Raw genomic sequence first — 19,440 nt, 5'->3', positions numbered from 1 at the left:
CCACACTTTCTATCCGTGATCGGCACAATTCGTACTATGGCGTTTCAAAGACCGAGACGGAGAAATCCTCTCCTTCCCAATGGTCGGTGTCGGGCCAGTAAAAGGTAAAGGCAATCACCGCACCTTTCGCCAGGCGCTCGCATGACAGCTCCGCAACATGTATGCCGAAGCCATTTTGGCGCGTTTCGGTATCGTTGACGCTAGCCCAGCCATCGAGACTCCAGCGAACGCTGGCACGGGCCATGACCTCGACCCGCAGACGCTTGCCAATGGAAAGCTGCGACAGCTTATTGTTGAAACGCCAGAGCACGAAGGGTGCCGTAACCTTGTTTTTCACATAGCGCTCGACCCCCTGCGGCGGCATGTCGAAAACGGCCCCGTCTCTCAGCGAGCGCAAGAGTTTGATATGCTCGGCATGAGCCCAGACAAGCGGCATGGCGCTGCCGGAAGGTTTCCCGAGGACAAGACCCAGCTCCGGGACATCGGGCTGGTCCCACACCTGTTCGGGCAACAGCCCGCCCTCCCCTGCGGACTGCTCGAGTGTCTTGAGCAGCTCCAAAGCGACTTCCGGTCGACCGGCCGCGAGCTCATAATGGGCTCGTTCGCCTGCAAGCAGCGGCCACGGGCGCCCAATACCGGTGCCGTCGAATGGCCCGCCGTCTTCATGCTCGCCATAGCCATCACCCGTATAGCGGTACCATAGCCGGCCCTGCGGCAGGTCGCATTTGAGTTGTGCGTCGATAACCCTGACGGTGTCGAGGATGCGGGGATCGTCGGCGGCACGCAACCCGAAGCGTACCAGCGCCAAGGCATCGGGACTGACGACGCGGGCGGTCGGCAAAAAGGATTCGGCAGGCGGCCTGTTCTTGATCGGCACGAAACCATCGGCCGGCGAGGTTCCATCGGCTATTTCCGGAGGCGCAATACGGACATAGTAGCCCTTGACCCCGAGGCCCGAGCTCTCCGCATCGCTGCTGACATAGGTCCAGCGCTCGACCTGGTCATTCCAGGCATCGGCAGTCTGCCGCAAATAGTCCACATTGTGCGTTTGCCCGGCAATTTCCAGAATGTCGGCTGCCGCCAGCAGGGCGGCGATTTCAACCGCCAACGTGAAGGGAGAAAAGCCGCCATCCTCTTCCCAACGGTCCTCACCGGTGACGGGGCCGTTGATGACCACATAGCGCGCGGCACGTTCGACCATCGGCATATAGGACAAGAGCAATTTGCCCGTTAGCGCTCCCTCGCGACGCAGTGCATCCGCAAGCAGGATCGGGAAAGCGCACTCATCCATCTGTATCCCGGTCCAGTAAGGCTCACCGTCCAGCCAGCAATTCTGCGGCCAATGCCCATCCTCCTCCTGGATGACGCGCAGATAGGCCAGAATGCGCAGCGCATCCTGCGAGGCGCCCGCGGCCAGGAAGCCGCCGGCGGTCTCGACCAGATCGCGCGGCCACACCAGATGATATCCTCCAAGATCCTCGTCTCCCTTGGCGAAACCCCATGGAATGGAGAGGGAGGCCACAGCGGGACCTTCGAAGGAGAGAGGCCGGTGCGTTGCCAGAACGGCTGTCGATATCCGATAGCGATTGAGCTCGGGCGGCGGTGCCCTCGGTTCGTCGAGCGCCAGCAAGCCATCCTGCCATGTCCGCCAGTCGGAAACATAGCTGCGCTCGGCGCTCTCATAGCCGGCCTGCAGACTGGCAAGAGCATTGTAGCCGGCTTCCTTGGCGTGGCTTCCAAAGCCGAGCGATACGACGACGGTGTCGCTGCCACCGGTCAGATCGATTTCGCCGGTCAATGCGACGTTACCATCGGCGGCGCGCGCAAGGGACGTGTCCAGTTGAGCCGCCTTCCGCAACTGCTGCCATCCGTCGGAAATGCCGACATAGCCGGCAGAGGCTGTCCGCCAGCCGCCGCTGACGGCAAGTGCAAGCGAGACGCCGCCTGTGCCCGTCGCAAAAAGCATCGGCGTGCCCTTATAGTCTCCCACCCAGCCCGTATTGCCGTAACCTGCGTTGACCAGATGCGGAGCGGCAAGCAGATAGAGACGATAATCGTGGATCGTTCCTTCAAGCGGCTCGAATGATATCTGCTGAAGCAAGCTGCTGCGCATCGGATCAACGATGATGCGCTTGATGATCCGGTAACGACCGTCGATTGCGGTATTGATCAACCGGTAGGCCGGAACGCCGTCCTCGACAGTCGTGACGACGCTCTCCGTATCGCGCTTTTCATCCGAAAAATAACCGTTGGGACCTGTGACGATCAATCCGATGTCGCGGGTACAGGCGCTGTCGACACGGGGATAGTAGACTTCGTTCAGAATGCCATGACTGAGTGTGAACCAGATGCGGCAGGCTGGCGAAAGTGCTGTGCCAATTCCACTCTTTGCGCTGGACGTCCAGCGAGGCTCGATACCGTTCACGTTAGAGCCGGAAGCATCGTAAAGCGCCATGCACTATCTCCTCTATCGCTGCAATCTGCTCCGACCAAAGTATTTCGGCAAGACTGAACCTGTTTGCATTCGAGCCTATGCGGTCTTGTTTTTGCTGCCATTGACAGCCCGCGCGTGTCCTGTATTCTGTTATAAAATTCTATATAACATAACTGTGGAACATAAATGGGAGAATATCAATGAAGCTAAGTGCCAGCTTGCTGATTGCGGCTGCCTTGATTGCAGCCCCCTCGCTATTGATGGCCCAGGAAAAAGGCGGCGTCATCAACGTCGCAACGATCGGCGAGCCGCCGACGCTCGATCCAATGACCTCCACGGCCGATCTCGTCGGAATCGTCACGCAGCACATCTTCGAAACGCTCTACACCTTCGACAAGAGCTGGAATGTCACGCCGCTGCTTGCCGAAAGTCTGCCCGAGATCAGCGCCGACGGCAAAACCTACACGATCAAGCTCAGAACCGGCATCAAGTTCCACGACGGCAGCGTCATGACCTCCAACGACGTGGTCGCCTCGCTCAACCGCTGGATCAAGCTGGCGTCGCGCGGTAAGCAGGCGGGCGGCTTCATTGAATCGATCACCGCCCAGGATCCGACAACTGTCATCATCAAGCTGAAGCAACCCTACGCCCCGCTCACCTCGCTGCTTGCCTTCAACAACTCCGCCGCCATCATCATTCCGGCCAGCAAGCAGGCGGACACGATGACCGACTTCATCGGCACCGGCCCCTACATGCTGAAGGAGCGCAAGCCCGACCAATATATCCAGCTGGTGCGCTTCGACGGCTACAAACCGCGCGATGGCGAAAGCAACGGTTACGGCGGCGCCCGCCATCAATATCTCGACGAAATCCGCTTCGTTCCGGTTCCCGATGCCAATACCCGCGTCGAGGCGGCCATTTCCGGTCAGTACGACTACATCGACAGTCTTCCGGTCGAATCCTTCGACAAGCTGAAGTCCTCCTCGGCAACCCAGCCGCTGCTCCTGAAGCCGTTTGGCTATCCGGTCTTCGTCTTCAATACCGCCGACGGCATCACGAAGAATATCGCGATCCGCAAGGCGATCCGTCAGGCGCTCAGCATGGAGGATATGCTGGCAGCGGCCTTCGGCAGCACGAATTTCTATACAGTCGACGGCAATATGTACCCTGCCCCCTATACCTGGAGCACGGATGCCGGCGTCAAGGGCAACTACAACATCGCCGATCCGGAAGGCGCTGCCGCTGCCGCCAAGGCCGCGGGCTATAAGGGCGAACCGATCCGCATCCTGACCAGCCGCCAATACGAATTCCACTACAAGATGGCGCAGGTCGCGGCCGAATATCTGAAACAGGCGGGCTTCACGGTCGACCTTCAAGTGGTCGACTGGGCAACACTCACCCAGCGCCGCACCGACAAGGCGCTGTGGGACATCTACATCAGCCACAGCCCCTTCCTGCCGGAACCGGCGCTGATCGGCACGCTGTCGCCAAGTTCTCCCGGCTGGTGGACGACGCCGACAAGCAAGGCGGCAATCGACGCGTTCAACACCGAGGTCGATCCCAAGAAACGTATCGAGCTTTGGGCAAACGTTCAAAAGACCATCTATGACGAAGCTCCCATGATGAAGATCGGCGACTTCAACGCCGTTGCGGCGATCTCCACCAAGCTTCAAGGCGTCGACCCGGCGCCATGGCCCTACTTCTGGAATGCATCGATCAAGAAATAAGCCTCCCAAGGCGCTCGGGCGCCGGCTACGGCCGGCGCCCGTTACCGATCCTGTCCGTTTGCGGACCTAGAGCTATTCCAGGAAAAGTGTGCAGCGGTTTTCCGTCCGGAATTGCGAGAGAACAAAGAAATAGAGTGGTTCCGCGATTCGAAGAAAAGCGGAACCACTCTGGGAACCGACGCAATGATACGCTACATTCTTCAACGTCTTGCGGGCATGATCGTCGTGATGTTTCTCGTCGTCACGATCGTCTTCGTGATCGTGCGCGTGACCCCTGGCGATCCGGCCGCCGTCATGCTCGGCCCGGATGCGACCGCGCAGGATATTGCCGAACTTCGCACCCGGCTTGGCCTCGACCAATCCATCTTCATCCAATACCTGTTCTATGTCGGGCAGTTGTTGAAGGGCGATCTCGGTCAGTCGATCTTTCTCAATATTCCGGTCTCCTCCGCACTTCTTGAACGCGCCGAGCCGACCTTTTTCCTGACGCTGTTCTCGCTTCTCATCGCAGGCGTTATCGCGCTGCCGATCGGCATTTATGCCGCCTATCGGCGCGGATCGCTCGTCGACCAGGCTTCGATGGCGATCGGTATGCTCGCGGCGAGCATACCGAGCTTCTGGCTTGGCCTCATCCTGATGCAGTTCTTCGCGGTGCGCCTGGGGATCTTCCCGGTGTCCGGCTATGGCGGACCGGGCGCAAGCTTCCTCGACCGCATGTATCACCTGACGCTGCCGGCAGTCGCACTCGGTCTCGTCTCCTCCGCGCTGATCTTGCGCTTCACACGCGCATCGATGCTCGACGTACTCGGGGACGACTATATCCGCACTGCCCGCGCGAAAGGGCTGATCGAGCGCCGCGTCGTCCTCAAACATGCGCTGAAGAACGCGCTCATTCCAATTCTCACCGTCCTTGGGCTGACCGCCGCAGTCCTGATTTCCGGCGCTGTCGTCACCGAGACCGTCTTCGGCCTGCCGGGGGTCGGAAGCCTCGTCGTCTCGGCGGTGCTGCGCCGCGATTATCCGGTGATCCAGGGGGCTTTGCTCGTTATCGCCGGCCTCTATGTCCTGATCAATTTTGCGATCGACATGCTCTACCTGCTGGTTGATCCGAGGGTACGCTACTGATGGCCGATATCGCAACCGATACACAGAAACAGGCGCCGAGCGAGCGGAGCAAGTTCCTTCGCCGGCTTCTGAAGCGCAAGACGGTCACCGCAGGCCTGATCGTGCTGACGATCTTCGTGCTGCTTGCCATCCTCGCCCCATGGATCGCACCCTACTCGCCCTCGAAACTTTCGATCGTCAACAGGTTGAAGCCGCCAAGCCAGATCTACTGGTTCGGCACCGACGAATTCGGCCGCGATATCTTCTCCCGCACCATCTATGCAGGACGGCTGTCGCTGCTCGTCGGGGCGGCCGTAGTGGCATTGTCGGCAGCGATCGGCGTCACGCTCGGCCTGCTCGCCGGCTTCTTCCAGAGGCTCGACACGCCAATCGCCCGTCTGATCGATGCGATGATGGCGTTTCCCGACATCCTGCTTGCCATCGCGCTTGTCGCAGCCCTCGGACCATCGCTGACGACGGTCATCGTCGCGCTGTCGATCGTGTACGCGCCGCGGCTGGCCCGCATCGTCCGCGCCTCGACGCTTGTTATCCGCGAGCTTCCTTACGTCGAGGCAGCCAAGGCTCTCGGCATCTCGACGTTTCACATCATGACGCGGCACGTCCTTAGAAACCTCCTGTCGCCAATCCTGGTACAGGGCTCGTTTCTCTTCGCCAGCGCGATGCTGGCCGAAGCCGGGCTCTCCTTCCTCGGCCTCGGCGTCAGCCCCGAAATCCCGACCTGGGGAACCATGATCGCCGCGGGCCGCCAATATATCGGCCAGGCCGACTGGATGACCTATTTCCCGGGCTTCGCCATCATTCTCTCCGTGCTCTCGCTGCAAATGGTCGGTGACGGCCTGCGGGACATGCTCGATCCAAGACTTCGAAAGGACCTGTAAATGACCGGTGAAAAAGCGGGCAAGCCGCTCCTCCTCACCAATGTAAAGCCTATGGCTTTCGGCAGTGATACGCCGACCGGCGTCATCGACATCCTCATCGGCGCCGACGGCAAGATCACAGCTGTCGGCCCGCAGCTCGCCGCTCCCGGCGATGTCGAGCGCGTCGATGGCAAGGGTGCCTGGGTTTCGCCCGGCTGGATCGACCTGCACGTCCATATCTGGCATGGCGGCACTGATATCTCGATCCGCCCGTCCGAATGCGGCGCCGAGCGCGGCGTCACGACACTGGTCGATGCAGGTTCTGCCGGCGAAGCCAATTTTCATGGTTTCCGCGAATATATCATCGAACCCTCCAGGGAGCGCATCAAGGCCTTCCTCAATCTCGGTTCGATCGGCCTCGTTGCTTGCAATCGCGTTCCAGAATTGCGCGATATCAAGGATATCGACCTCGACCGCATCCTCGAATGCTATGCTGAGAACAGCGAGCACATCGTCGGCATCAAGGTCCGTGCCAGCCACGTCATCACCGGCTCCTGGGGGGTAACGCCCGTCAAGCTCGGCAAGAAGATCGCCAAGATCCTGAAAGTGCCGATGATGGTGCATGTCGGCGAGCCGCCGGCGCTCTACGACGAAGTGCTCGAAATCCTTGGACCGGGCGACGTCGTCACGCACTGTTTCAATGGTAAGGCCGGTTCGAGCATCATGGAGGACGAGGACCTCTACAATCTCGCCGAACGTTGCGCCGGCGAAGGCATCCGGCTCGATATCGGCCATGGAGGCGCCTCCTTCTCCTTCAAGGTCGCGGAAGCGGCGATCAAGCGCGGCCTGCTGCCCTATTCGATCTCAACCGACCTCCACGGGCATTCGATGAACTTCCCGGTCTGGGATCTCGCGACCACCATGTCCAAGCTGCTCTCGGTCGGCATGCCGTTCGACAAGGTTGTGGATGCCGTCACCCATGCGCCGGCCTCGGTCATCAAGCTTTCGATGGAAAACCGGCTGTCGGTCGGCGAGCGCGCCGACTTCACCATCTTCGACCTGGTGGATGCGGATCTAGAAGCCACCGATTCAAACGGCGACGTCTCGCGCCTGAGCAAGCTGTTCGAGCCGCGTTACGCAGTGATCGGCGCGGAGGCGATTGCCGCCAGCCGCTACATACCGCGCGCGCGCAAGCTTGTCCGCCACAGCCACGGTTATTCGTGGCGCTAATCGAAACACCAAGGATCGCATAGCAGGAGCATACGTGAACACGTCCCCAACACAGGCCGCTTCAGCAGCGCAAACACCTTACCAGCGACTGGCTGCGCTCGGGATCGAGCTTCCACCGCCGCCGCCACCGATCGCCAACTTCGTGACCCATGTCCGTGAAGGCAACGTACTCTATCTATCGGGCCAGGGGCCACGGGAGCTGGACGGCCATCTTCATTCCGGCAAGGTCGGCGGTGACGTCGGCGTCGACCGGGCCTATCAGCACGCACGGCTGACGGGCATCAACCTGCTTGCCGTCATGCACGGCGCGCTCGGCGATCTCTCCCGGGTGAAGCGGGTGGTGAAGCTGCTCGGCATGGTCAACGCCGTGCCGCATTTCGAGGATCATCCAAGCGTCATCAACGGCTGCTCAGACCTGTTTATCGAGGTCTTCGGCGAAGCGGGCCAGCATGCCCGCTCGGCCGTTGGGTTTGGCTCGCTGCCCGGCAACATCACGGTCGAAATCGAAGCGATCGTCTCGCTTAACGACTGAGGAGACGTGTTCAGTGGTTGCGCCAGCCCATCAACTTTTCGATCCGCTCGGCAGCCGCGCGTACCTGCTCGCCATAATGGTTGCCGTCGGAAAAGACTTTCTGTTCCGGCAGCACGATCGAAATGGTCGCGACACACTGGCCGTCCCGGTCCACGACCGGCGAGGCGATGCAGGCAACCGCATAATCGGACTCCGCCACCTGAACCGACAAGCGCTCTTCAAAAGCCTTGCCCGCGGCATCGGAGAGTACACCGGCATCGACCTCGGCCCGGCCGGTCGGCGAGGTACGGGCACAGCGCTTGAAAAGCTCGATCCTCTCGTCTTCCGGCAAGTGGCCGACGAGAAGCCGGCCGGAGGCCGTCCAGTTGAGCGGCACGCGCGTTCCGACGCGAGAGGCGACCTGGAAATGGCTTGGTCCGTCCGCCATCGCCAGCACAAGCATGTTGTCGCCGTCGCGGCCGCAGACCTGCACCGTCTCGCTCGCCTGTCGGCAAAGGTCGTGCATTTCGCGGGTAGCGACGCTCATGAAATCCAACGACCGGGCATAGGCGAGACCGTAATGATAAAGACGCGCCCCGAGCCAGACGGAGCCGTCGGCATTGCGGCCGAGCATGTTCTTTTCGACCAGATCGTCGATGATCACATAGACAGTAGAAAGAGGCGCCTTGATCGCCTTGGCAATCGCATAGGCTCCAGCCGGTGCGCCGGTTTCATAGAGATAATCGATCACCTGCAGCGCGCGGTCGATGCCGCTTACGCGCGAACGGCGTACGCCTTTGGCTTCCGTTTCCCCCGGGGAATCGACGTCTTCAGGGAGTGCGGCGAGTAGAGTCTTGGCGTCCAAATCAACGCTCCTCGTGAGATTTCGAGAAGCTATTACATTACTATGGTATAGCTGTCGATGGCAATCGGCAGTCAGTCGTCACTTTGGAGAGATAGAATGTCCGATGATATCCGCAGCAAAATCGGCCTGAGGCCCGTCATCAACGTATCAGGCACCATGACCAGCCTCGGCGCGTCGATCGTCGTGCCCGAAGCCATTGCAGCAATGGCAGCAATCCTGCCGCAATTCGTGGAGGTCAACGATCTCCAGCGCAAGGCAAGCGCCGTCATCGCGCGGCTGACGGGTGGCGAGGCGGGCTTCGTGACGGCATCCTGCTCCTCGGGCATCAGCCTTGCAGTCGCCGGCGCCATTACCGGCAACAACCTTCTCGCCATCGAGAAACTACCCGATATCGCTCCGGACAAGAACGAAGTCATCGTGCAGATGGGCCATGTGGTGAGCTACGGTGCGCCGGTGGATCAGGCAATCCGCCTTGCCGGCGGCAAGGTCGTCCTGATCGGTCAGGCGACGTCGACGCACCGCTTCCATATGGAAAACGCCATCACCGAGAAAACGGCCGCCGCCGTCTATGTCATATCTCATCATGTGGTCGATTACGGCCTGCTGCACCTCACCGAATTCGTCGAGATCGCCCATGCCAAGGGCGTTCCCGTCATCGTCGATGCGGCTTCGGAATATGACCTCGAGCTTTTTCTCGCTCAGGGTGCCGACATCGTGCTCTATTCCGGCCATAAGTTCCTCGGCGGCCCGACCTCCGGCATCGTCGCCGGCAAGAAGGAGCTGGTGCGCAACGCCTTCCTGCAGAACATGGGCATCGGCCGCGGCATGAAGGTCGGCAAGGAAAGTATCTATGGCACCATGGCGGCGCTGGAGGCCTGGGAAAAGCGCGATGACGCCGGCATCCGCGAACGCGAGACCGGCTATCTGAACCTGTGGAAGCGGACTCTCGACGGCCGTCCCGGCGTTACCGCCCTGATCGAGCCTGACCCCACCGACAACCCGCTCGACCGCATGCGAGTCATCATCTCGGCGCCCGAGGCGCATATCAGCGCCTGGGATCTCGCCGCAGCACTCAGCCGCGGCAACCCGCCGATCATCGTACGGGATCATGAGGTAGAGCATCACTACTTCTATCTCGACCCATGCAACCTGCATCCCGGCCAGGAGACGATCGTCGCAACGCGGCTTGCCGAGGAACTCGACAAAGCGCGCGCCTCGAACGAGATCATCGCAACGCCGATCGAAAACCGCAGCCGGCATCGCTTCGATGGCATGCTGAACTGGCCCGATTGAGCTGTGGCAGGGAACGCGAGAAGGGAACAAGCATGAGCATGTCACAGGCAAAAGCCGCAGGAACCGTCGAACCTATCCTCTCCGTCGAGAACCTCACCACCTCATTCCTGGTGGACGGCGCATGGAAGCCTGTTGTGCGCAACGTTTCCTTCTCGGTCGCGCCGGGTGAGACGGTGGCGATCGTCGGCGAGAGCGGCTCGGGCAAGAGCGTTACGTCGCTTTCGATCATGCGGTTGCTGCAGAGCGATTCGAGCCGCATCGAGGGCAAGATCATGCTCGGCGGTCGCGACCTGCTTTCTCTTCCCGAGCATGAGATGCGCAAGGTGCGTGGCAATGATGTCTCGATGATCTTCCAGGAGCCGATGACTTCTCTCAATCCGCTCTTCACCATCGGCGACCAGATTTCCGAAGCCTTGCTCTGCCACAGGGACATGTCGGCGGCGGACGCCAGGGCCGAGACGATCCGGCTCTTGGAAAAGGTCCGCATCCCTTCGGCCGCCTCGCGGTTCGACGAATATCCGCACCGCTTCTCCGGCGGCATGCGCCAGCGCGTCATGATCGCCATGGCGCTTGCCTCGAAACCGAGGCTGCTGATCGCCGACGAGCCGACGACGGCGCTCGACGTCACCATCCAGGGCCAGATCCTCGACCTCATCAAGATGCTGCAGGACGAGGAAGGAACCTCGGTCCTCTTCATCACCCACGACATGGGCGTGGTCGCGGAGATCACCGACCGTACCGTCGTCATGTATCGCGGCGAGCAGGTGGAGACGGGTGCGACGGCCGACATCTTCCATCGCGGCCGGCATCCCTATACCCGCGCACTGCTCTCGGCGGTGCCTGTGCTCGGCTCGATGCAGACATATGAACGGCCGCTGCGCTTCCCCATCGTCAATACGGCAACGGGAGAATCCGACACACCGGTCGAGGTGCCCGATACGGTGGCAAAGGAAAAGCCGATCCTGCAGGTGAAAAACCTCACCAAGCGCTTCGACATCCATTCAGGCCTCTTCGGAAAGCTCAGAGGCCGCGTGCATGCGGTCGAAGACGTCTCGTTCGATCTCTTTGCCGGCGAAACACTGTCGCTCGTTGGCGAATCCGGTTGCGGAAAGTCGACCACCGGTCGCGCCATCATGCGGCTGATCGAGCCGCAGTCGGGCTCCGTCATCGTTGACGGCCGGGATATGCTCTCGCTTGGCAAGCGCGACATGCGCGAGATGCGCAAATCCGTGCAGATGATCTTCCAGGACCCGTTCGCCTCGCTCAATCCGCGCATGACGGTCGGACAGGCGGTCGCCGAACCCTATCTCGAACACAGAATGGGAACGGCAAGGGAGGCGAAAGAGGTCGTCGCCGACATGCTGCGCAAGGTGGGCCTGACGCCCGATATGGCCAGCCGCTACCCGCACGAATTCTCCGGCGGCCAGCGCCAGCGCATCTGCATCGCCCGTGCCCTGGTCTTGCAGCCGAAGGTGATCGTCGCCGACGAGAGCGTCTCCGCGCTCGATGTGTCGATCAAGGCGCAGGTCATCAACCTGATGCTCGACCTGCAGCAGAGCCTCAACCTTTCCTTCCTGTTCATCTCCCACGACATGGCCGTGGTCGAGCGCGTCAGCCATCGGGTTGCCGTCATGTATCTCGGTGAAATCGTCGAGATCGGCCCGCGCGCAGCCGTCTTCGGCAATCCGCAGCACGACTACACGAAGAAGCTGATGGCGGCCGTTCCGGTACCGGACCCCGATCGCCGGCGCGAAAAGCGCATGGCGGCGAGCGATGAGCTGAAGAGCCCGATCCGGCCGGTCGATTACCTGGTCAAGCCGCGCGAATATCGAACCGTCTCTCCCAATCATCTGGTCGCGCTCTGACGCCCTTCGTCATCCGTAAATTGAGCAGCCGCCAGCACGGCAGACCGTGCTTTATCCACGCACTGCAAAGATACTCTTGCAAAAGCACACCGCTTTGATTAATCGTTTAATCAAAGAAATCAGAGTGGACTCTTGAATGAGCCAGGCACGTCCTTCTTCCATTCGCGAAATCGCAACCAAGCTGGGTGTCTCCACGGCGACGGTCTCCAATGCCCTTCGCGGTACGGGGCGGGTGTCTTCAGCCCTTGCGGCGCAGATTCGTCTGGAAGCAGACAGGCTCGGCTATGTGCCTGACCATACGGCGCGCGCGTTGCGCACCGGCCGGAGCAATACGGTCGGCCTGCTGGTCCCGAACATCGGGCAACCCCTGTTTCCTGCCTTTGCCCAGGCCATCGAACGCGCGGCAAAGCAGCGCGATCTCGCCGTCCTGATCGGCGACAGCCAAGGCGACGCCCGGCAGCAGGATTTCGAAATCAGAACCATGATCGCCCGCGGCGTCGATGCGCTGATCGTGATCCCGACGCGCGGCACGACCGTTATGCCCGAGGATGTTACGGTGCCGGTCGCCGTCATCGACAGCGCCGCCACAACAGGCAATGTCGCCGCCAGCGATCACCGCGAGGGTGGACGTCTCATCGCCCGCCATCTGCTCGAGTTCGGTCATGACCGGCTTCTTATCCTCGCCGGCCCAGAGAATTCGCTGGTGGCGCACGAGCGCGTCGGGGGAATGTGCGAAATTTTCCGTCAAGCAGGCGTCGAACCGACATTGCGACATAGCGATGCAACTTTCGACGCCGGCAGCGCCCTCGGCCGCGAGCTTCATCTACAGCACTTTACAGCCTGCGCAGCCGCCTATGACGCTCTCGCCATCGGCTTTGCCATTGCCGTCAAAGACAGGGGCTACAGCATCCCGGAAGACATGTCGCTCACCGGTTTCGATGATCTGATGTGGGCGCAAATCGTCTCTCCACCGCTCACCACTGTCCGGCAGGATCTGGAAGCGGTGGCGAACCATGCGCTCGCCTTCGTTGCTGGGGAAACCGGGACCAGCGGAATATTCCCGACGGAACTCGTCGTGCGACAGTCAACCGCGCGCCCATCCGCATTTGCCAAGGGAGGCAGACATGCCGAATGAACCCCATGACCTCCATTCATCCGAGCTGCGCGATCGCGCCGTGCGGGCGGCATTGGGGCTTGAGCCGTTCGATGTACTTATCATCGGCGGGGCGCTCGTCGATGTCGCGACCTCGGAAACGAGGTCGGCCGATATCGGCCTTGTCGGCCCCTTGATTGCGAGCGTTCATCCCTCCGGGACGAGGAAGGACGCAAACCAGATCATCGACGCTTCGGGACAATTCATCGCACCCGGATTTATCGACACGCATATGCACGTCGAAAGCTCGATGGTGACGCCAAGGCGATATGCCGAAACGGTCGTTCCCCAGGGCACGACGACGGTCTGCTGGGACCCGCATGAAATCGGCAACGTCGCCGGCCTCGACGGCATTCGATGGGCGCTTGAGGAAACACGGCAATTGCCGCTGCGCTTCCTGACCCTGGCGCCATCCTGCGTGCCTTCGGCGCCTGGCCTGGAGCTTGCCGGCGCAGAATTCCGCTCAGGCGAAATGGCAACTATGCTGAGCTGGCCGCAGATTTCCGGCGTTGCCGAAGTGATGAACATGCGCGGGATCCTTGAGAGAAGCGAGCCGATGCGCGGCATCGTCGAAGCCGGGCTTGCGAGCGGCAAGCGTGTCTGCGGCCATGCTCGCGGCCTCGAAGGCGCGGAATTGCAGGCCTTCGTATCCGCTGGGATTCAATCCGATCACGAGCTGACCTCGGGCGAGGACCTTCTTGCAAAATTGCGGGCAGGCCTGACCATTGAGCTGCGCGGCTCCCATGATTATGTCCTGCCGGGTGTGATCGAAGCATTGAAAAAGCTGCCGCATCTGCCGCAAACATTGACGATCTGCACCGATGACGTCTTCCCCGACGATCTCGTGAACGATGGAGCGATGTCATCGGTTCTCAGGCGCCTTGTCGGCTATGGCATGAAGCCGGTCGATGCCATCCGCGCCGCCACACTCAACGCCGCCATGTGGTTGAACCGCTATGATCTGGGGCTGGTAGCACCCGGTCGCCGAGCCGATATCGTCATTCTCTCCGATCTCGAAAAGATCGTGGTCGACCGCGTCTATGCATCGGGGCGTGAGGTCGCAAGAGGTGGCAACCTTATTGGAAGCAGCAAGAGCGTGTCCTCGGATGCCTATCGCGACACCGTAAAGCTCACAAAGCTTTCTGCCGCCGACTTCACCGTCACTCTGCCAGGCATGACGGAGGCTCGTGTCAACACTGTTGTCAGCCCGCGATTCACGAAATGGGGCGAGGCGATCGTCAAGGTCGAAGATGACAAGCTCGTCCTGCCTGACAATACGCTTCTGATGGCCGTTATCCATCGTCATGGCAGAAAAGAGCCGGCGCCCGTCATCGGCATACTGGAGGACTGGGGCCATTGGCGCGGTGCTCTGGCAACGACGATATCGCATGACAGCCATAACCTTACCGTCTTCGGCCGCGACCCCACGGATATGGCGGCGGCGGCCAATGCCGTTATCGAAGCCGGCGGCGGCATGGCAACGGCTGCCAATGGTAAGGTCACCGCGGTGCTGCCTCTGCCCGTCTGCGGCTTACTGTCGGATGCGCCCGCACGGGAGGTGGCCAACGACTTCGCCAGGCTGCGCACGGCAGCCGATGAAATCGCCGACTGGATGCCGCCCATTCGCACCTTCAAGGCAGTCGTCGGGGCAAGCCTTGCCTGCAATCCCGGCCCGCACGTTACCGACCTCGGACTGACTGATGGGACGACCCAGGAAATTCGACCGCTTCTGGCTGCAAGCCGAAACTGAGGTCACCCACCGCACGGCGCGTTTGCCGACTTAGGAGATAGACGCAATGACCTCAAATACGAATGTCGGGCAGCCGGGTAACACGTCTGAACCGCGGTGGAAGACCTATTTCCGCATGGGCGAGCGCGGGACCAATACGAAGACGGAAATCATCGCCGGCATGACGTCCTTCCTGGCGGCCGCCTATCTTCTTGTCGTGATCCCTTCCCTGCTTTCCGCCGGTGGCATCGACCGCGCCGCCGCAACGACTGCCACCATTCTCGTCATCATCGGCGCGACCCTGTTCATGGCGCTCTATGCCAATATGCCCTTCGTGGTTGGGCCGGGCATCGGCGGCTCGGTACTAGTAGGACCGACGATGGCGGCGGTGGAGCACATTCCCTGGCAGACCGGCCTTGCCATCTCCTTCTGGTCGAGCGTCATCTTCGTGCTGCTGACGGTGCTCGGCGTGCGTCAGGTCATCGCCCGCATGGTTCCGGCCCAGATCAAGCTCGGCCTCGGTGCCGCGATCGGATTGTTCATCGCGCTTCTCGGCTTCAAGAATGCCGGTCTCGTCGACGTCAACGCCAAGAGCCACGCGCTCATGCTCGGCTCGTTCAACTCGGGACAGGCGATCATTGCCGTCTTCGGCATCTTCCTCGCCGTCTTTCTGCGCGGGCGCAAGGTGCCGGGACCAATCCTCTGGGCCATTCTGGGCAGCACGCTGCTCGGCATTCCGCTCGGCGTCACCAAGGTGCCCGCCGCATTCTTCGGAGCGCCGCACGGCATCTCCGAAATCGGCCTGCGGCTCGATTTCTTCGGTGCGCTGAAGATAGAATATTTCCCCTATCTCTTTGCCTTCTTCGCATCCGAGTTCTTCTCGACCCTGGGCACGACGCTCGCCGTCGGCGCCAAAGCCGGCCTGGTCGACGAAGAGGGCAACATGGCGGATCTGGGCAAGCCGTTCCTCGTCGATTCGATCGCCGCCACCATCAGTCCCCTGCTCGGCATTCCCTCCGCCACGGCGCTCGTCGAGAGCGCCACCGGCGCGGAAGCCGGCGGTCGCACCGGTTTTGCTTCGCTTGCAACGGCGGGCCTCTTTGCCCTTACCCTGCTCTTTACCCCGATCGCGCTGATGATCCCGGCCGCTGCCACCGCACCGGCTCTGATCCTCGTCGGCATGTCGATGTTCAGCGCGCTGAAGCGCGTCGACCTGGAGAATTTCTCAGACGGTCTTTCCGCCCTAATGATGGTCCTTTTGACCCTGGTCTCCAACAGTTTTGGAACCGGTATCGCTGGAGGACTGCTGTTTTACATCATCGTCAAGGTCTTGTCGGGAGAAGCAAAACAGGTCTCGATCGGCATGTATCTTCTTGCCATCCCGCTTGCCTATTATTTCTGGACCGTGGCTGCTCACTGAGCGGCCACAGATCCATAGATTCAGCATTACCCATCCAGCATGAAACCGCGGACCGGCGATCCGATTGGCGATGCCCGTCGGCCGTGTTTCGGACGTCCTCTATTCTGTCACATCCATGTCATGAAATACGCCGACACCTCATGCCAAATCAGGAGCGGGTATCGACATGGATTATTTCAGACGTTTCAACTTTCTGTTCGCAACGCCGGCCTTCGACAGCGAGGATCTGGAAGGCGCCCGCTACAATCAGATCGTCGAGGAAATCGAACGCTCCGGTTTCGAGGTGGTGCGCGCGCGCAATCTCGAAGATGCCGAGATCGCCGTACAGACGGATGCCGCCATCGGCTGCATGTTGGTCGATTGGGGCAAGAAGGGGCTGGAAGGCAAGACGGCATCCCTCATCAATCTGATGCGCCGGCGCGGCCTCGAGTTCCCGATCATCCTGCTGATCCGCCGCAAGCGCTTCGAGGATGTTCCGGTCGAGGTGCTCGATTTCATCGACGGCTACGTCTTCCTCTCCGAGGAGACGCCGGCCTTCATCGCGAAAAGCCTCATTAGCCGGCTCAAGCAGTATGCCGAGACGCTGAAGACGCCATTCTTTGGCGCGCTCGTCGATTATGCCGAGGAAGGCAACCACCTCTGGACTTGCCCCGGACACAATGGCGGCATCTTCTATAGCCGCAGCCCCATCGGCCGGGTCTTCATGGAGCATCTCGGCGAAGCGGTGTTCCGCGACGACCTCGATAATTCCGTGCTCGATCTCGGCGACCTCCTGACCCACGAGGGACCTGCGCTGGCCGCCCAGAAGGAAGCGGCCAAGATTTTTGGCGCCGAAAAGACCTATTTCGTTCTCAACGGCACCTCCACCTCCAACAAGGTCGCGCTCTCGGCGCTCGTTACCGATGGCGACCTCGTGCTGTTCGACCGCAACAACCACAAGGCCGCCCATCACGGCGCTCTGATGATCTCGGGCGGCATTCCGATCTATCTGCCGACCACACGCAACCTCTATGGGCTGATCGGCCCCATGGACTTCGCGACCATGGATGAGGACGCCCTGCGCGAGCGCATCCGCACCCATCCGCTGGTGAAAGACCCGGAAGCCTACAAGAAGCCTCGTCCGTTCCGTGTCGCCGTAGTCGAGCAGTGCACGTATGACGGCACGATCCACAATGCCGAAATGATCCTCAAGCGCATCGGACATCTGTGCGACTACATCCTCTTCGACGAGGCGTGGGCGGGCTTCATGAAGTTTCACCCGCTTTATGCCGGGCGCTTTGCCATGGGTCTTTCGGACCTCGGTCCGGATGCGCCTGGCATTATCGCCACGCAATCCACCCATAAGCAGCTGGCAAGCTTCTCGCAGGCCTCGCAGATCCACATGAAGGACCGGCACATCACCGGCCAGAAGCGCCGCGTGGAGCATCGGCGCTTCAACGAAAGCTTCATGCAGCACGCCTCGACCTCGCCTTTCTATCCGCTGTTTGCCTCGCTCGACGTCGGCGCGCAGATGATGAAGGGCCGCTCGGGCGAAGTACTCTGGGACGACACGATCCGCCTCGGCATCGAGCTGCGCAAGAAGATCCGCGCCGTGCGCCGTGAATTCGAAGAGAAGGAGCATCGCCCCGAGCGCCGCTGGTTCTTCGAGCCTTTCGTGCCGGATCGTGTGGCGATCCCGGATGTGTCGAGCCCCGGCGCGGTGCATGACGTTGCGTGGGAGAGCATCGCCACCGATCAGCTCGCCACCAATCCGGCCTTCTGGCACCTGACGCCCGGCGCGGCATGGCATGGCTTTTCGGGAATGGAGCCTGGTTTTGCCATGACCGATCCGAACAAGCTGACCCTGCTCACCCCCGGCTTCGACCGGGCGAGCGGAAAGTACACCGAGCACGGCATTCCGGCACCCGTGGTCGCGCAATATCTGCGCGAAAACCGAATAGTTGCGGAAAAGAACGACCTCAATTCACTGCTGTTCCTCCTCACTCCTGGCGTCGAGGCCAGCAAAGCCGGCACCCTGATCAGCGGGCTGGTCGCCTTCAAGAAGCTCCATGACGACAACGCGCTCCTGGAGGAGGCAATTCCGGAATTCTATCGACGTCGTCCGGGACGCTACGCCGGCGTGCGGCTTCGCGACCTCTGCATGGAAATGCACAAGTTCTTCCGTCAGGCCGATGTCAGCGCGCTGCAGACCAAGCAGTTCTCCGCCGATCACCTGCCGCCGATCGCCATGTCGCCGCATGATGCCGCGCGCTGCCTAGTGCGCAACGATGTGGATTATCTGCCGATCGACGAGATTGCCGGCCGTATCGCAACCACACCCTTCGTCGTCTATCCTCCGGGGATCGCGACCATCGTGCCGGGAGAGCGGCTGACGGAGCAAGCAAAGCCGATGATCGATTATCTCAAGATGTTTGAAACCTGCTTCAACACCTTCCCCGGCTTCGAGGTGGAGATTCAAGGGCTCTATCGCGAGATTGATGCATCCGGCAAGATCCGGCTCTATACCTACGTCGTCGCGGAATAGAGCATTTCCAGGAAAAGTACGGAGCGGTTTTCCGTCCGGAATGCGTAAAGGAACAATAAGTTAGAGCTTTTCCGCGACTCAAAGAAAAGCGGAAGAGCTCTAGGCTGGAAAATTCGGATTGGTCATGAAGCAGGATAAAACAATCGTCGTTCGCCCGTCCCGGGAGAGCGACGTCGATGCCATGTTGGCAATCTATCGCCGCCATATTCACCGCGGCGTCGAGGCCGGGGTTGATGATAGCGACACGCCGCAACCCGACGATCTGCGCGAACGGCGCAAGAATTTAAAGGATAAACGCTTCCCGCACGTCGTTGCGATCGAGGGCGAAAAGGTCGTGGGCTACGCCTATGTGGTGCTGTTCCGCAAACGTCCGGCCTATCGCCACACCGTCAAGCACTCGATCTATGTGCATCACGACCATGTCGGCCAGGGCGTCGGGAGCCTGCTCATGCGCGGGCTGATCGACGCCTGTGCCGCAGCCGGCTTCCGGCAGATGATCGGCTATATCGACGCCGACAACGCGGCCTCTCTCGCCTTGCACGAACGGTTCGGCTTCGTCCGCGTCGGCCTTCTGCCGGCCGTTGCCTATCGTTACGGCCGCTGGGCCGATACCGTGATGGTCCAGCGCTCCCTCGGTCCCGGCGCAACGACGCAACCGCCGCCGCCGCCGCTTTCCACGCGCTGAAGCAGCGCGGGGGGTTACCCGC

At 61.0% G+C, this 19,440-nt stretch carries 14 protein-coding genes; 12 read left to right on the top strand and 2 right to left on the bottom strand.

Annotated features, from left to right (window positions below; translation table 11 throughout):
* Positions 1-34: 34 nt before the first annotated feature.
* Positions 35-2,455, bottom strand: a complete 2,421-nt coding sequence (locus ABOK31_RS31480) for a glucan 1,4-alpha-glucosidase (RefSeq protein WP_349961560.1) — start codon at positions 2,453-2,455, stop codon at positions 35-37.
* A 179-nt stretch (positions 2,456-2,634) separates the two neighbouring features.
* Between ABOK31_RS31480 and ABOK31_RS31475 the strand changes: the two genes are divergently transcribed.
* The 5 genes from ABOK31_RS31475 to ABOK31_RS31455 all read left to right on the top strand — a co-directional run bounded on the left by ABOK31_RS31475 (position 2,635) and on the right by ABOK31_RS31455 (position 7,905).
* Entirely contained in the window at positions 2,635-4,161 is a 1,527-nt protein-coding gene (locus tag ABOK31_RS31475) for an ABC transporter substrate-binding protein (RefSeq protein ID WP_349961558.1), read from the top strand.
* A gap of 183 nt (positions 4,162-4,344) precedes the next feature.
* Entirely contained in the window at positions 4,345-5,286 is a 942-nt protein-coding gene (locus tag ABOK31_RS31470; RefSeq protein WP_349961557.1) for an ABC transporter permease, read from the top strand.
* Positions 5,286-6,164, top strand: a complete 879-nt coding sequence (locus ABOK31_RS31465) for an ABC transporter permease (RefSeq protein ID WP_174177312.1) — start codon at positions 5,286-5,288, stop codon at positions 6,162-6,164. Before ABOK31_RS31470 ends, ABOK31_RS31465 begins: the two co-directional genes overlap by 1 nt.
* Positions 6,165-7,373 carry an amidohydrolase/deacetylase family metallohydrolase gene (locus tag ABOK31_RS31460; RefSeq protein WP_349961555.1) on the top strand — a complete coding sequence of 403 codons (1,209 nt, stop codon included), beginning with the start codon at positions 6,165-6,167 and terminating at the stop codon, positions 7,371-7,373.
* Positions 7,374-7,407: 34 nt separating this feature from the next.
* Positions 7,408-7,905 (top strand): RidA family protein, encoded by a 498-nt coding sequence (locus ABOK31_RS31455; RefSeq protein WP_075855065.1) that lies wholly within the window; start codon positions 7,408-7,410, stop codon positions 7,903-7,905.
* Between the two features lie 10 nt (positions 7,906-7,915).
* On the opposite strand, the gene ABOK31_RS31450 is transcribed toward ABOK31_RS31455, so the two are convergent.
* Positions 7,916-8,653, bottom strand: a complete 738-nt coding sequence (locus ABOK31_RS31450; protein ID WP_349962836.1) for an IclR family transcriptional regulator — start codon at positions 8,651-8,653, stop codon at positions 7,916-7,918.
* A gap of 192 nt (positions 8,654-8,845) precedes the next feature.
* Here ABOK31_RS31450 and ABOK31_RS31445 point away from each other — a divergent pair, with 192 nt between their 5' ends.
* From ABOK31_RS31445 to ABOK31_RS31415, 7 genes are all read left to right on the top strand, one after another.
* Positions 8,846-10,042, top strand: coding sequence for an aminotransferase class V-fold PLP-dependent enzyme (locus tag ABOK31_RS31445; RefSeq protein WP_349961553.1), 1,197 nt, complete (start codon positions 8,846-8,848; stop codon positions 10,040-10,042).
* A 32-nt stretch (positions 10,043-10,074) separates the two neighbouring features.
* The gene (locus ABOK31_RS31440; protein ID WP_349961551.1) at positions 10,075-11,907 is read left to right on the top strand and encodes an ABC transporter ATP-binding protein; all 1,833 of its coding nucleotides are present in this window, start codon (positions 10,075-10,077) and stop codon (positions 11,905-11,907) included.
* Between the two features lie 136 nt (positions 11,908-12,043).
* Entirely contained in the window at positions 12,044-13,042 is a 999-nt protein-coding gene (locus ABOK31_RS31435; RefSeq protein ID WP_349961549.1) for a LacI family DNA-binding transcriptional regulator, read from the top strand.
* The gene (locus ABOK31_RS31430) at positions 13,032-14,810 is read left to right on the top strand and encodes an adenine deaminase C-terminal domain-containing protein (protein ID WP_349961548.1); all 1,779 of its coding nucleotides are present in this window, start codon (positions 13,032-13,034) and stop codon (positions 14,808-14,810) included. Before ABOK31_RS31435 ends, ABOK31_RS31430 begins: the two co-directional genes overlap by 11 nt.
* Positions 14,811-14,856: 46 nt before the next feature.
* The gene (locus ABOK31_RS31425) at positions 14,857-16,209 is read left to right on the top strand and encodes an NCS2 family permease (protein WP_350019306.1); all 1,353 of its coding nucleotides are present in this window, start codon (positions 14,857-14,859) and stop codon (positions 16,207-16,209) included.
* A gap of 166 nt (positions 16,210-16,375) precedes the next feature.
* On the top strand, positions 16,376-18,733 hold the full coding sequence (locus ABOK31_RS31420) for an Orn/Lys/Arg decarboxylase N-terminal domain-containing protein (RefSeq protein ID WP_174177297.1): 2,358 nt from the start codon (positions 16,376-16,378) through the stop codon (positions 18,731-18,733).
* A gap of 124 nt (positions 18,734-18,857) precedes the next feature.
* Complete coding sequence (locus tag ABOK31_RS31415; protein WP_349961547.1) at positions 18,858-19,418, top strand: N-acetyltransferase family protein; 561 nt, start codon at positions 18,858-18,860, stop codon at positions 19,416-19,418.
* Positions 19,419-19,440 lie beyond the last annotated feature (22 nt).

This window comes from Rhizobium sp. ZPR4, assembly GCF_040215725.1.
In the GTDB taxonomy this organism is placed as follows: domain Bacteria; phylum Pseudomonadota; class Alphaproteobacteria; order Rhizobiales; family Rhizobiaceae; genus Rhizobium; species Rhizobium rhizogenes_D.
Note: the sequence above shows the minus strand (reverse complement) of the source record. Positions and strands in the feature narration are given on the sequence as shown.